The organism is Variovorax sp. V213, from assembly GCF_041154455.1.
GTDB lineage: Bacteria > Pseudomonadota > Gammaproteobacteria > Burkholderiales > Burkholderiaceae_C > Variovorax.
The window spans coordinates 1,876,653-1,890,391 of sequence record NZ_AP028664.1 but is presented as its reverse complement, the minus strand read 5'-3'; the positions used below and the strand labels follow the sequence as shown (position 1 = coordinate 1,890,391).

General features: G+C 68.1%; 10 protein-coding genes. 2 read left to right on the top strand and 8 right to left on the bottom strand.

Translation table 11 applies throughout. The annotated features are described in order from the left end of the window. Nucleotides 1-15: 15 nt before the first annotated feature. The 3 genes from ACAM55_RS09050 to imuA are packed head-to-tail and all read right to left on the bottom strand — an operon-like array spanning nt 16 to nt 5,498. Nucleotides 16-3,381, bottom strand: coding sequence for an error-prone DNA polymerase (locus tag ACAM55_RS09050; RefSeq protein ID WP_369655695.1), 3,366 nt, complete (start codon nt 3,379-3,381; stop codon nt 16-18). Then, nucleotides 3,374-4,723: a DNA polymerase Y family protein gene (locus tag ACAM55_RS09045; protein ID WP_369655694.1), complete on the bottom strand. Its 1,350-nt coding sequence runs from the start codon at nt 4,721-4,723 to the stop codon at nt 3,374-3,376. Before ACAM55_RS09045 ends, ACAM55_RS09050 begins: the two co-directional genes overlap by 8 nt. After that, the gene (imuA, locus tag ACAM55_RS09040; protein WP_369655693.1) at nt 4,692-5,498 is read right to left on the bottom strand and encodes a translesion DNA synthesis-associated protein ImuA; all 807 of its coding nucleotides are present in this window, start codon (nt 5,496-5,498) and stop codon (nt 4,692-4,694) included. The genes ACAM55_RS09045 and imuA overlap by 32 nt, the downstream gene beginning before the upstream one ends. A gap of 122 nt (nt 5,499-5,620) precedes the next feature. Between imuA and ACAM55_RS09035 the strand changes: the two genes are divergently transcribed. Together ACAM55_RS09035 and ACAM55_RS09030 are read left to right on the top strand one after the other, a co-directional pair. Continuing rightward, nucleotides 5,621-6,748, top strand: a complete 1,128-nt coding sequence (locus ACAM55_RS09035) for an ABC transporter substrate-binding protein (RefSeq protein ID WP_369655692.1) — start codon at nt 5,621-5,623, stop codon at nt 6,746-6,748. A 433-nt stretch (nt 6,749-7,181) separates the two neighbouring features. Continuing rightward, entirely contained in the window at nt 7,182-8,012 is an 831-nt protein-coding gene (locus ACAM55_RS09030) for an aldo/keto reductase (RefSeq protein WP_369656359.1), read from the top strand. Between the two features lie 13 nt (nt 8,013-8,025). Here ACAM55_RS09030 and ACAM55_RS09025 read toward each other — a convergent pair whose 3' ends face one another. The 5 genes from ACAM55_RS09025 to ACAM55_RS09005 form a co-directional block, all read right to left on the bottom strand. After that, nucleotides 8,026-9,000, bottom strand: coding sequence for a Bug family tripartite tricarboxylate transporter substrate binding protein (locus ACAM55_RS09025; RefSeq protein WP_369655691.1), 975 nt, complete (start codon nt 8,998-9,000; stop codon nt 8,026-8,028). Between the two features lie 14 nt (nt 9,001-9,014). After that, entirely contained in the window at nt 9,015-10,148 is a 1,134-nt protein-coding gene (locus ACAM55_RS09020) for a porin (RefSeq protein ID WP_369655690.1), read from the bottom strand. 116 nt (nt 10,149-10,264) lie between these two features. After that, nucleotides 10,265-11,965, bottom strand: coding sequence for a dihydroxy-acid dehydratase (locus ACAM55_RS09015; RefSeq protein WP_369655689.1), 1,701 nt, complete (start codon nt 11,963-11,965; stop codon nt 10,265-10,267). Continuing rightward, the gene (locus tag ACAM55_RS09010) at nt 11,962-12,414 is read right to left on the bottom strand and encodes a DUF126 domain-containing protein (RefSeq protein WP_369655688.1); all 453 of its coding nucleotides are present in this window, start codon (nt 12,412-12,414) and stop codon (nt 11,962-11,964) included. Before ACAM55_RS09010 ends, ACAM55_RS09015 begins: the two co-directional genes overlap by 4 nt. Beyond that, complete coding sequence (locus tag ACAM55_RS09005; RefSeq protein ID WP_369655687.1) at nt 12,411-13,706, bottom strand: aconitase X; 1,296 nt, start codon at nt 13,704-13,706, stop codon at nt 12,411-12,413. Before ACAM55_RS09005 ends, ACAM55_RS09010 begins: the two co-directional genes overlap by 4 nt. Nucleotides 13,707-13,739 lie beyond the last annotated feature (33 nt).

Genomic DNA, 13,739 nt, shown 5'->3' with positions numbered 1-13,739 from the left:
ATTCAATTCAATGCCTCAATGGAAATCGCGGCTGGTGTTGCTCAGCGCCAGCCGCCCCATGAGCGGCGTCAGGTCCTTGAAGCCGGTGGCGATCAGGTGCTGCACCTTGCCGCCGCTGTCGTCGTCGCGCTGCCAGGTGCCTTGCACCGCGAGCAGGTGCGACTTGAGGAGCGGCTCGCGCCAGGCCTCGATGACATGGCTCCAGACGATGACGTTGACGTTGCCGGTCTCGTCCTCGAGCGTGACGAAGATGGTGCCGTTGGCGGTTCCGGGGCGCTGCCGTCCCTTGACGATGCCGCAGGCGCGCGCGGTCTGGCCGCTGGGCAGCGCGCGCAATTCTTCGGCGCTCATGAGGTTCATGCGCGCGAGGCGCGGTCGCAGCAGCGCGAGCGGATGGCGGCGCAGCGTGAGGCCGAGCGCGGCGTAGTCGCCGACGATCTCCTCGCCTTCGGGTGCGGCCGGCAGTTCCAGGGCCTCTTCGTTGATGGGAACGCCGCGCAGCAAGGCGGGCGAGCGGTGCTGCGCGGTGGTGGCGTCCCACACCTGCTGGCGCCGGTGGCCCGAGAGCGACATCAGCGCATCGGCGGCGGCCAGCGCGGCCATGTCCTTGCCATCGAGCTCGGCGCGCAGGGCGAGGTCTTCGGTGCTGGTGAAAGGCGCTTGCGCACGCGCTTCGAGCAGGCGCTTCGCACCGGCTTCGCTGAGGCTCGAGATGCGGCGCAGGCCGAGCCGCACCGCGGGCTGGTTCTCGTTGCCCAGGCGATGTTCGACATAGCGCGCATCGGTGCCGGGCGGCACGCGCGGCGCATCGGGGCTGCGGGCTTCGAGCGTGGTATCCATCTCGCTGCACATGACATCGACCGGCCGCACTTCGACGCCATGGCGGCGCGCGTCCTGCACCAGTTGCGAGGGGCTGTAGAAACCCATGGGCTGCGAATCGAGCAGCGCTGCCAGGAAGCAGGCGGGCTCGTAGTTCTTGAGCCAGCTGCTCACGGTGACCAGCAGCGCAAAGCTCGCAGCGTGGCTTTCGGGAAAGCCGTAGTCGCCGAAGCCGAGGATCTGCTTGAAGATGGCTTCGGCGAACTCGGCCTTGTAGCCGTTGTGGACCATGCCTTGCACGAGCTTGTCGTGGAACTTGTCGAGACCACCCTTGCGCTTCCACGCGGCCATGGCGCGGCGCAGCTGGTCGGCCTCGTCGGCCGTGAACTTGGCCGCGATCATGGCGATCTGCATCACCTGCTCCTGGAAGATCGGCACGCCCAGCGTGCGCTCGAGTGCGGGCCGCAGTTCTTCTTTCTCGTAGTGGATGGGCAAGCCCTTGTCCACGCGCTCGCGCTGCTTGAGATACGGATGCACCATGCCGCCCTGGATGGGCCCCGGCCGCACGATCGCAACCTCGATCACCAGGTCTTCATAGGTGCGCGGCTTCAGGCGCGGCAGCATCGACATCTGCGCGCGGCTCTCGATCTGGAATACGCCGACGGTGTCGGCGTCGCAGATCATGTCGAACACCTTCTGGTCGTCGTTGGGAATGTGGTGCATCTCCACCATCGAGCCGCGCCAGCGGTTCATGTGGTCGAGCCCGCGGCGGATGGCGCTGAGCATGCCGAGCGCGAGCACGTCGACCTTGAGCATGCCCATGGCCTCGAGATCGTCTTTCTCCCACTGGATGACGGAGCGGTCCTTCATCGACGCCTTCTCGACCGGCACCAGCCGCGTGAGCCTGGTGTGCGTCAGCACGAAGCCGCCCACGTGCTGGCTCAGGTGGCGGGGAAAGCCCTTGAGCCGCTGCGTCATCTCGATCCATTGCACCAGCCTGAGCTCGTCTTCCTCCACGCCCACGCGGGCGGCCGCCTTGAACAACTGCTCGCCCAGCACGGTGTCGTCGAACCAGTAGTGGTCCTTGGCGAATTCGTCGATCAGGCGCTCGTCGATGCCCAGCGCCTTGCCCACGTCGCGCAATGCGCTGCGCGCGCGGTAGCAGATGACGACGGCCGCGATGGCCGCGCGCTCGCGGCCGTATTTCTCGTAGATGTACTGGATGACCTCCTCGCGCCGCTGGTGCTCGAAGTCGACGTCGATGTCGGGCGGCTCGTGGCGGTGGCGGCTCAGGAAGCGCTCGAACAGCAGGTGGCCCTTTTCGGGATCGATGGCGGTGATGCCCAGGCAATAGCAGACCGCCGAATTGGCCGAGGAGCCGCGGCCCTGGCAGAGGATGTGCTGCGACTTGGCGAAGCGCACGATGTCTTCCACCGTGAGAAAGAACATCTCGTACTTGAGCTCGAGGATCAGGTCGAGCTCCTTCTGCACCTGCTCGCGCACCTTGGCGGGAACACCGCTCGGATAGCGCTCCTGCGCGCCCTCCCACGTCTTGCGCACCAGCGTCTCGGCCGGCGTCTCGTGGCTGCCCACGGTTTCGAGCGGGTACTGGTAGTTCTCGCGGATCACCTGCGGATCGAACCTGCAGCGCTCGGCCGCCACCAGCGTGTTGGACAGCATCCGGGGCAGATAGAGCTCGGCCAGCCGCACTCGCTGCCGCAGATGGCGCTCGGCATTCGACTGCAGCGCAAAGCCGCACTCGGCCACGGTCCTGCCTTCGCGCACGGCCGTCAGCACGTCGTGCAGCGGCTTGCTCGATCGCGCATGCATGTGCACGTCGCCGGCCGCCACCAGCGGCACGCCGGCCTGCTCGCCCGCCTGCATCAGCGCGGCAAACCACAGGTCGTCGTCGAGCTCGTTGAGCATCTCGACCGCCAGCCACAGGTTGCCCGCGTAGAGCGCCTTGGCGGCCAGCAGGTCTTCATGCAGCGTGGCGCCGTCCATGGCCTCGCCTGGCGCCCGATGCGGCACGAAGAGAACCTGGCAGTCCTGCAGCGAAGCCACATCGCTGCCCTCCCAGCTCACGCGGTATTCGCCCTTGGGCAACTCGGTGTTGCGCGCGGCGGTGATGAACTCGCAGAGGTTGCCCCAGCCCTCGGTGCCGTTCGCGATGACCACGAGCCTGAAGCGCTCGAAGCGGAACTCGCTGCCGAACAGCAGCCGGAAACCGGGGTTGCGCGGAATCGCCGGCTCGTCGGGGTGCTTGCGTTCGTATTCGTCCAGCTTGGCCGGCAGATCGCGCAGGCAGACGTGCGCGCGCACGATGCCCGCCACCGAGCATTCGTCGGTGATGGCCAGGGCCGTGTAGCCGAGCTGGTAGGCACGCTCGACCAGCTCCTCGGGTGTGGAGGCACCGCGCTGGAAGCTGAAGTTGGTGAGGCAGTGCAGCTCGGCATAGTCCGGCAGGCTTGGCAGCCCCGGCTTGGATCGCGCCCGCTGCGGCAGTGCATGCACCTCGGCCGAGTTGCGCCCGCGCAGTTGCTTTTCGCTCAGGTCAGGCATAGAGCCCCTGCAGGTACCAGCGCACTTCGCCCGGGGAAAAACGCGCGGAGGGCCGCTCGCGAAAGATCCACACCAGGCCGGCTTCGGGGCTTTCGGCGATGTAGTAGTCGCGCATCGCGGGCTGGCCGCCGTCTTCCTTGCCGCCCCACCAACCGGCCTCGACGCGCTGCGGCCCGACCAGCTTGCCGAGCGGGCCGCGATAGCAGGGGCGCTCGCCGTCCATCTCGAGCAGCAGGGGTTCGGGCAACAGCCATGGCGGATAGATGGCATCGGGCTGCGAGGCCCGGGCCTTCGCTTCCTTGCGGGTCTTGTCCGGCGGCGCCTTGTCCTTCTGCAGCGCGGGCCGCCAGGTCTGCTTGCGCTCGGGCCGGTGGTCGGCCTCGGGAGCCGGCACCACCACCTGCTGCGGCCCGAGCCGCACGCTGAGCCGCTCGACCATCTCGTGCAGCTTGTCGCCCTTGCGGTTGTCCTCTGGCAGAAAGCTGGTGCTGGCGCCAGCCCACGGATCGGTTTCGAGCGTGCGCAGCCGGAGCCAGCTCGCAGGCGCCGCAAGCGTGGTGAGGGCGAGCTTTTCGGACAGCAGCCGGCGCAGGTGCGCCATGTCCTGCGTAGGCTCGGCCGTGCGCACGGTGACCTGCTGGTGCGGCGGCAGGTTCACGCCGTTGAAGCGCTTGAGGTCGAGCGTCCATTGCAGTTCGAGCGCACGGGCGCCACGCTGGCGGGCGCGCAACCAGATCTGCAGCGCCGTGAGCAGGCGGTTGGCCGACCACATCAGCTCGGGCGCAGTCTCGGCCAGCGCGGGCAGTTCCAGCTTCTGCTCGAACACGTCGGGGAGCGTGAGCCAGTGGTGGCTTTCGGGGCGCAGGCCCCAGGCGGTGTCGAGCGCTTCGCGCAGCACCGCGCCGAAGCGCCGCGTGAGGCCGCCACGCGGCAAGGCCGCCACCTCGCCCCAGGTGCGGCAGCCGAGCCGCGCGAGCAGGTCGAGGTGCTCGCGCGCGGCACTCAAGGTGTCCAGCGGCAGGCCGGCGGGAATGTCCTTGGGCCGGTTCTCATTGCGCTCGAACAGGCGCAGCCGGGCCAGCGCGACCAGGCTCGTGGCGCCCTGCGCGCCCAGCATGCGCACGTCGGGCGCAGGGTTGGAAGCGACCAGCTGGCGCATCAGTTGAAGCCGCCCGCCCCACAGGCGCTCGCAGGTCGAGACTTCGAGCATCAGCGCTTCGTCCTGCCAGGCGACGTGCGGCGTGTAGTGCAGCGCCCACCAGCCCAGCGCCTCGGGCGTGGGCAGGGTCGGCGCTTCAGGCGCGTTGGATTCAAGCGACCACCGCAATGCGATCCAGTGCATTGGGGACTCCCTTCCATGCGTCGATGCGCACCACGGTTGCGGACGTTGCCGCTTCGCCGACGGGCGCCGTGCCTTGTTGCTGCAGGCGCAGCTTGCGGCGCAGCCGGGCGGCGGCCAGCAGTGCGGCCATGCGCTCGTTGCGCGCGGGCAGCATCACCGGGGCGGCCAGCGGCGGGCCGCGGCGCTTGAGGATGCGCAGTTCGATCTGCGAGCTGTCGGCCTCGCAGCTTTCCACCTGAAGCCGCAGCCGCGCGGGCGAAGCGCCGTGCGCGGCCGATTCGGGGCGGCACACGAAGAGCAGCACCTCGTGCTGGGCGGCCGCCAGCTGGAGCCGCCGCAGTTCGCCGACCCGGACCTGCGGCAGCCAGGCCAGCACGGCTGCCACGTCCGCGCAGCGCAGCGCCTGCTCGCAAGCCCACAGCCGCGCGGCCTGGGCCTCGCTGCGGACCCACATCAGCGCTTCCACCGGCAGGCCCTGGGCCGCCAGCGACGGCCCGCAGGGCTCATAGGGCGCGCCGATCAGCACCACCGGCCCGCCGCGCGCCTGGACCGCCTGCGCCAGGGCGGGCAGCAGCAGCCGCCAGACATGCGCCTCGGGCGTGCTTTGCAGCAGTTCCGTCATGGCGCCGACCGGCCAGCCGCCGCCCGGCAACTCCGCGTCGAGCGCGGCGTGGCCGGTGGCGGCGACCTGTGCGTCGGCCAGGCCGAGTTCGTCGGCGTGCCAGACGCCACGGCCGGCGGCAGCGGAAAAGGAGTCGAGGAAAGGAAGGCCCATGATGCAACTGTGAACTGTATTTTTATACAGTATTTTCATGGGCCGCAACAGGGAAGAAGGGTAAAGAACGATTTACCCAAAAGGGCTAGCCCTTTAATATGGGCAATTAACATTTTGTGACCATGAAATACACAAAGATTCACTTGCTCGCTTCGGCCCTGGCTGCCTTCGTCCTGGGACTCTCGCCTGCCGCGCAGGCACAGACCAAGCCGCTCCTCATCGGCCAGACCTACGTGCAGACCGGGCCGTTGGCGTCCCTGTCGACCGAACCCCTGGTCGGCATCCGTGCTTTCTTCACCACACTGAATGCCGCCGGCGGCATCAACGGCCGGCCGGTCGAACTGCGCCAGCTCGACGATGCCTTCGACCCCGCCAAGGGCGCCGAGAACGTCAAGACCTTCGTGAAAGACGGCGCCGTCGGCATCCTGATGCCCATCGGCACGTCGTCGTCGGTCGGCGCGCTGAAGGCGGCCAACGAGCTCAAGATTCCCGTCGTCGGCCCGTACACGGGCGCGGCCCCGGTGGTGAAGGCCACCGACTACGGCTTTCCGGTGCGTATCAGCTACGACGAGGAGTACAACCGCATCGTGAACCACCTGTTCACCATCGGCCTCTCGCGTATCGGCTTTGCACACAACGACAACCCCGGCGCGCGCTCGGCGCTGGAAAGCACGCAGAAGTTCGTTGCCGAACGCGGCGAGAAGCTGGTAGGCAGCGTGGCGATCAAGAACGATGGCTCCGACGCCGCCGAACGCGCCGCGGAACTGGCCAAGCTCAAGCCCAAGGCGGTGGTGCTGTCGGCCACCAACGAGGTGGCGGCCAAGTTCATCTCGGCCTACCGTGCCGCGGGCGGCGAGACGGCCTTCTACTCGTTCTCGCTCCTGAACGGACAGAAGCTGTTCCAGGACATCAAGAAGGACGCGGCCGGCGTGGTCATCTCGCAGGTCGTTCCCTACCCGTGGAACAGCGCGATGCCGGTGATTGCCGAGTACCAGGCGGCCATGAAGAAGATCGGCGTGACCGAGTACAGCTATGCCAGCCTCGAAGGCTATGTGGCGGCCAAGGTCATGGTCGAGGGGCTCAAGCGTGCGGGGCCGAACCCCACACCGGATTCGCTGCACAAGGGCCTCGAGTCGTTCAAGACGCTGGACATCGGCGGCATTGCCGTGTCGTACCGGCCCGGCGAGCACCGCGGGCTGACCTTCTCCGAGCTGTCGATGCTCAAGGCGGACGGGCGCTACCTGCGCTGAGAGCCTGTCTGCTTCTATTCGGGGCCATGTCGTGAGCTGCATGGCGTAGTCGAATTCATTCGGGGCACGCTCCGGGTGTACCGCCGATCAACGGCCGCTCTGACCAACGATCACGTCGATGGGGTGCCTTGCGCAGCGAAATAAAGGAGGAGGCCGCAGGCCGGGGGACATCGCGGAGCAAGGTACCCCGTCGGCGAGATCGCGCCCTGAATGCCGTCCCCGAACAATGCGCGTCGCCCCACATGGATCGTGGACGAACCCGAGAGCTTCCGTTCAAAGCCCTCCCTAGCGCAGAATTTCGTTAGTGACGACTCCATCCACGAACGAACTACGGCGCCCCGCCTTCACGCGCGCCCAACTGCTCAGGCTCGGCGCCGCACTCTGCGCCGGTGCCGCGTTCCCCACGTTCGCACAGCAACAAGTCAGGCCCGTGATGAAGATGAACACCCGCCCCATCCCCTCCACCCAGGAGGCGCTGCCCGTCGTCGGCTGCGGCACCTGGATCGGCTTCGACCAGCGCCCCGGCACCGACGAATACCAACGCCTGCCCGGCGTGCTCGACGCTCTCTTTGCCGCCGGTGGCAAGGTGATCGACAGCTCGCCGATGTACGGCCGCTCCGAGGAAACCACCGGCGAACTGCTGGCCGCATCGACGCAGCCCGAGAGCAAGGCTTTTCTCGCCACCAAGGTCTGGACCTCGGGCCGCGAAGCCGGCGTGGCGCAGATGGAGCAGTCCTTCTCGCGGCTGCGCACCACGCGCATGGACCTGATGCAGGTACACAACCTGATGGACTGGAAAACCCATCTCGCCACGCTGCGCGGCTGGAAGGACAACGGCCGGGTGCGCTACATCGGTATCACGCACTACACGGCCTCTGCCTACGGCGAGGTCGAGGCGGTGCTGCGCGCCGAAAAGCTCGACTTTCTCCAGATCAACTATTCGATCGACGCGCGCGAAGCCGAGCAGCGCCTGCTGCCGCTCGCGGCCGAACGCGGCGTGGCGGTGATCGTCAACATGCCCTTCGGCGGGGGTGGCCTCTTGCGCCGGCTGCGCAACCAGCCGCTGCCCGCATGGGCCGGCGAGATCGGCTGCACGAGCTGGGCGCAGGTGCTGCTGAAGTTCGTGCTGAGCCACCCGGCCGTGACCTGCACCATTCCCGGCACCAGCCGCGCCGAGCACATGGCCGACAACGCCGCGGCCGGCGCGGGCGCGTTTCCGGATGCAGCGTTCTGGCGCAGCAACGCGCGCTCGATCGGGCTCTGAGCCGCCACCGAGGCTATTCGAACTTCACGTTGTGCTGCCGCACCGTAGCGCCGAAGGCCTCGTACTGCGCGCGGAAGAATTCGGCGAACTTCGCGGCACTCATGCCGTAGCCCTCGAAGCCCTGCTGCACCAGCTGCGCATGCACCTCGGGCCGCTTGAGCGTGTTCTGCAGCTCCATCGAAAGCTTGTCGGTGATGGCCTGCGGCAGCCCCGGCGGCCCGAAGAAGCCGGCCCAGGGCGTGATGGTGAGCTTGCCCAGCCCGAGCTCGCCGCCCGTGGGCACGTCGGGCAGCAAGACGCTGCGCTGCGGCAGCAGCGTGACCAGCGCGCGGATGCGCCCTTCCTTCACGAAGCCCGGCGCCAGCGTGCCGGTGGTGAACATCATGTGGATCTGCCCGCCCAGCAGGTCGGTCATGGCCTGCATGTCGCCCTTGTAGCGCGCGTTGACCACCTTGCGCTCGCCCAGCAGCTGCAGCATGGCCAGCTCCGAAGCGCTGTTGCTCGATGCCGAGTTGTAGGCGCCGGGCTTGGCCGCCACCATGGCCAGCAGCTCGTTCACGCTCTTTGCCGGCAGGCTGGCCGGCACCACCAGGAACATAGAGAACTGGCCGGCCGAGCTGATCGGCGTGAAGGCCTTGAACGGGTCGTAGGGCGGCGTCGGCCGTAGCGTGGGCGCAGCAACCATCGCGGTGTTGGTGCCCATCAGCAGCGTGTAGCCGTCCGGCCTGGCGGATGAAGTGGCCTGCGCCGCCAGTACGCCGTCGGCGCCGGGGCGGTTCTCCACGATCACCTGCTGGCCGAGCTGCTTGGAGAGCCCTTCCGCGATGATGCGCGTGAGCATATCGGCACCGCCGCCGGGGGCAAAGCCCACGATCAGGCGCAGCGGCTTGTCCGGATAGGTTTCGGCGCTCCATGCTGCCGCGCCCGGCAGCATGGCCAGCGTGCCAACGGTCGCGAGGGCCGCCAGGGTGAGGTTTCTGCGTCGCATTTTTTGCTCCTTGTTCAAAAGAGATGCCGCACACCAAGCTCCCAGCCCGATGAGCGGCGCCCGCCCGCCGGCGCCACGCCGCCGCTCACCACATAGCGCGCCTGGCCGCCGTTCATGATCCGCGCATAGGTGCCGTAGAGCGCGGTGCGCTTCGAGAGGTTGTGCACGTAGCCGATGCCGAACTGGCGCGCGTCGTCGCGGTTGCGCGGCATGCCGTTGGCGTTGCGCAGGCTCTCGTCGCTGTGGTCGTCCAGGTAGGCGTAGCTCACGCGGATGCGGCCGACCTCGAAGGCCGGAATATGTGCGCCGATCTCGGCGGTGTTCTTGCGCACCGTGCCGGCAGCAAGCTTCACCGCCACCTTGTTGTAGAGCGCAAAGAACTTCGCAAAGCCCGCGTCCCATGTGCCGCCGATGTTGGCATGCGTGTAGTTGCCGATGGCGGCGGCGGCATTGAAGTGCGTGCGCGTGACGGCCGCCGCGATGTCCAATGCACCCGAGGCAAAGCCGAAGCGCGCGCCGGCAAAGTTGCCGTCGTCGCGGTTCGGCGCGGTGGACTCGTTCTCCCCGGTGCCGATCATCGCCATGCCGTAGAAGCCGCCGAGCCCCGCCGGCAGCCAGTAGCTCGCCGTGTTGCTGCCTGTGATGCCGGTGGGCAGCGGCCCGGTGCCCGCGCCCGCGAACGTGAGGTTGCCTGCGCGCGCCACGCCGTTGGCGTTGAAGGGATCGAAGTAGATGCTGTTGTAGTGCGTGGGAATGAAGTCGCGGCCCAGGCGCAACTCGCCGAACTTCTCGTGCGACAGGCTCACGAAGGACATGCGATCGAAGGTGATCGGCCCCGCCGTGCCCGCGCCGCTCGCCTGGTTGTTGCTGTTGCTCGGTCGGCCGGTGCCGGTGTCGGGGTTCAGGCTGCCTTCCATCCAGAAGCCCGCGCGCAGGCCGCCGCCCAGGTCTTCGGTGCCGCGGAATCCGAGCCGGCTCGTGGAAAGTCCGCCGTTCGACAGCGCCTTGACCGAGCCGCCGCCCTCGCCATTGGTGTACTGGATGCCCAGGTCCATCACCCCGAACACGGTGACGCTGGACTGCGCGTGCGTGGCGCCGCTGCTGGCAAGCCCCAGCGCCAGCGCCGGCCCCATCAAAAATCTCTTCATGGTTTCTTGTCTCCTGCTTCTTCTCTTGGTTGAAAAACTCGTGAACGCGCGCAGGGCTGCGCCACCGGGTGCCGACGGGGGTCCGCACCGGTTGGCGAAGGCCGGGTGAAAAGGTCTTAGCTCGAAGACTCGGGTCGTTCGGTGCGCACGAGCACGGCGCCCTTCGACAGCGGGCTCACGTTGCGCCGGTACTGCTGCAGCCAGCCGGTGTCGAAGGCAGGCGGCGGCGCCTGCCAGTCGGCGCGGCGCGCCTGGAGTTCGGCATCGGTCAGCGCAACGTCGAGGCGGCGTTGGTCGAGGTCGATGGTGATCACGTCGCCGTCGCGCACCAGCCCGAGCGGCCCGCCGAGCGCGGCTTCGGGCGACACCTCGGCCACCACCAGGCCCTTGCAGACCAGGCCCGAGAGATGCCCGTCGGTCAGGATCGCGACCTGGTCGCCCAGGCCCGCGCCGTCGATGGCAAACACCACGCGCGAGGCCCCGCCGCCCATGGCCGGGCCGCCGCAGGCACCGGCGCCGCGCATCACGACCACCTGGCCCGGCACGATCTCGCCCTTCTTCAACGCCGCGATGGCCGCGTCCGAGGTCCAGAAGCACACCGCCGGCCCAGCGAAGCTGCGAACCTTGCGCGGGGCGATGCCGGTCTTGATCAGGCCCGACTCGGGCGCGAGGTTGCCGCGCAGCAGCACGATGGCGGGATGCGGCGCGACCGGGCGGTCGATGGGGCGGATCACCTCGGGCTCCGTCACCTCGGCATCGCGCAGGTTGTCCGCCACGGCGGCGCCCGTGACGGTGAGTGCACCGGTGTCGAGCAGCGGCGCGAGCTGCTTCATCAGCGCGCGGCAACCGCCCGCCGCCTCGAAGGCCTCGATGCTGTGCTCGCCGATCGGCCGTACGCCGGCCAGCACCGGCGTCGTGGGTCCGAGGCTTTCGAACAGGCCGTACACGTCGACGCCGCACTCCCCTTCGGTCGACACGGCCTGCAGGTGCTTGGCCGTGTTGAGCGAACCGCCGATGGCCAGCACCGCGCGCACCGCGTTGGCAAAGGCACCGGGCGTGAGGATGTCGCGCGGCTTCAGGTCGTCCCACACCATCTGCACGATGCGCGTGCCCGCGGCGCGCACGTCGGCCATCATCTTCGGGCTCAGCGCCGCCACTGGCGCACTGCCCGGCAGGGCCATGCCGAGCGCCTCGCAGACGATGTGCATCGAGTTGGCCGTGCCCAGGCCCGAGCACACGCCGGGTCCACGGATCGCCTCGCGGCTCATGCCCACCAGTTCTTCCACCGGCAGGTGGCCGGTGACCGCATGCATCGCGCCGATGAACACCTCTTCGATGTCCATGTGCCGGCCGCGGTACTCGCCGCTGGGCTGGTAGCCGCAGGGCACCAGCAGCGTCGGGATGTTGAGCCGCGCGGCCGCCATGAGCTGGCCCGGCACGGTCTTGTCGCAGGAGGTGAGGCAGACCATGCCGTCGAGCTGCGCGCCCTCGACGGCCACCTCGATGTCGTTGGTGACGAGATCGCGCGCACCCAGCATGTAGGCGCCGCGCGCGCCCGCGCCAGTGATGAAATCGCTGGGCGCGGCGGTGCGGATCTCGAAAGGCACGCCGCCGGCTGCGCGGATGGCGGCCTTCACTTCCACAGCTACGCGGTCGAGGTGGCTGAAGCAGGCCGCGAGTTCGGAGGAACTGTTGACGATGGCGATCTTCGGCTTCTCGCAGTCTTCCTCGGGAATGCCGAGCGCGCGCCAGTGCGCATTGCGCACCGACCAGAGATACGAGCCGCGCGGAAAGTTGCTGCGCAGGGGGCGGGTCATGGGCGGTCTCCGAGTTTCTTTTTGGTGACCTCGATCACGCCGCGGTCGGCATCCACGCGCACCCAATCGCCGGTCTCGATGCACTCGAGCGGGTCGCGTTCGAAATCGGTCATCGAGGGCGAGTGCGTGACCACGGCGCCGAGCGCCATCTTGGTCGTCATCTCGTTGAACAGGAATGCCGCCGGCGACGAGTTCATAAGCCGCGTCATATGGAACATCGCCGACCATCCCGACGAGCCCTTGGCCCCCGGAAACACCAGCACCTTGCCCGCGAAGCTCTGGCCGCGCAGTTCGTGCCGCGTCTCGATGACGGTGCCGGTGCGCGGATCGATGCCGCCCCAGCCCGAGATACGGTCGCGCGTGACCAGCGCCTCGCCTTCCGCAATGCCGCCCACCACCTTGCGGCCGCGGATCACGATGGTTAGTTCGTTCATGACGGTGTCGCTCATGCATAGCCTCCATTCCACCGCCCCGTACACGCCGCATCGACGCACTCCGCCGTGCTGCCGAACCACGCCTGCACGCCGAGGATCGCGGGCAGGTAGTGCGCCTGCTTCGCGGAATCGAGCGCCACCGTCTTCGTGCCCTTGGGCACGGCGCGGCTCATGGCGGAACAGCTGTCGGCCATGAGGATGCCGCCCGCGTCCTCGATGATCTTCGTGTAGCCGTTGCGGTCGGCCAGCGACTTGATGGCGCGCGGCGTGAAGATCCAAAGTTCGCAATCCGGGTGCACCTTGCGGCCCTCGATGAGCTGCGCGGCCTCCCAGATCTGCTCGATGGTGTAGTGCGGGCAGCCGAGCATCACGTACTGCACCTCGGCGTCTTTTCCGGTGGCGTTGATCTTCTCGTAGGTGGCGCGGCGCTCGGCCTCGCAGTAGCGCAGCACCTCGACCGGCGCGCGTGCGCCGAGCGCCTGCTCCAGCGTCAGCGCCTCGGGCGTGATGCCGGCGATGTGGTACATCTCCACGCCGCCCGAAGACGAGGCGGCCGCGCCGAAGTGCTTGAGCCTCGGCAGATTCGGCACGCGGCCGATGCCGCGCCTGCTGTGCACCACCGGCACGCGCTCCTGCACATGCTCGCCGATGTAGTAGCCCAGCAAGCCCCAGTCCTGCACCGATTCCACTTCGACGTCGAGTTCGACGACGTGCGTGGCATAGCGGTTCTCGTCGAGGTGGTAGCCCCAGTACGGAATGCGGCCGGTGAGCATCGCCGCACCCGTGCTCTCGCGGCCCTCGGTGTTGGTGCGCGCGCCGAGCACCGAGTTGCAATACACCACGGCCGACGACTCCATCCACGCGCAGTGCTCGCCGCGTGTCGGGATGTTGCCCACCTGGTACGGCGTGCAGGTGTTCATGATCTGCGCGCCGAGGCCGGCCGCATGGCGCTCGCTCTTGTTGTAGAACTGCACGATCTCCTCGCTCACGCCCATGCGCTCGGGCTGGCCCGGGTCGAAGCCCAACTGCAGGTGGCTCGTGAAGACCTTGAACTTCGGGATCTCGACGGTCTCCTGGCTGTCGAGGCTGAACTCGGAGAACACCGCGTCCATGCCGCCGCCCTTGGCGAGCGCGAAGTCGCGCTGGAACGGTGTGGTCGAGGTGATGGTGGCGCAGACGTTGCGCGTCTCCACCAGCCGCTCGGCGCCCAGCGCTTCGCCGTAGCGCATCAGGAGGTCCATCGCCTTCTGCACGGCCGGTCCGTCGCGCCCGTCCATCATGGCTTTTTCTTCATCGCTCAGGTGCATGGCCTGTGTCTCCGTTCTTGTACTGTCGTGGGG

Coding starts and splice junctions, on each gene's coding strand:
- ACAM55_RS09050 (WP_369655695.1), bottom strand. CDS start 3,381: ATGCCTGACCTGAGCGAAAAGCAACTGCGCGGGCGCAACTCGGCCGAG.
- ACAM55_RS09045 (WP_369655694.1), bottom strand. CDS start 4,723: ATGCACTGGATCGCATTGCGGTGGTCGCTTGAATCCAACGCGCCTGAA.
- imuA (WP_369655693.1), bottom strand. CDS start 5,498: ATGGGCCTTCCTTTCCTCGACTCCTTTTCCGCTGCCGCCGGCCGTGGC.
- ACAM55_RS09035 (WP_369655692.1), top strand. CDS start 5,621: ATGAAATACACAAAGATTCACTTGCTCGCTTCGGCCCTGGCTGCCTTC.
- ACAM55_RS09030 (WP_369656359.1), top strand. CDS start 7,182: ATGAAGATGAACACCCGCCCCATCCCCTCCACCCAGGAGGCGCTGCCC.
- ACAM55_RS09025 (WP_369655691.1), bottom strand. CDS start 9,000: ATGCGACGCAGAAACCTCACCCTGGCGGCCCTCGCGACCGTTGGCACG.
- ACAM55_RS09020 (WP_369655690.1), bottom strand. CDS start 10,148: ATGAAGAGATTTTTGATGGGGCCGGCGCTGGCGCTGGGGCTTGCCAGC.
- ACAM55_RS09015 (WP_369655689.1), bottom strand. CDS start 11,965: ATGACCCGCCCCCTGCGCAGCAACTTTCCGCGCGGCTCGTATCTCTGG.
- ACAM55_RS09010 (WP_369655688.1), bottom strand. CDS start 12,414: ATGAGCGACACCGTCATGAACGAACTAACCATCGTGATCCGCGGCCGC.
- ACAM55_RS09005 (WP_369655687.1), bottom strand. CDS start 13,706: ATGCACCTGAGCGATGAAGAAAAAGCCATGATGGACGGGCGCGACGGA.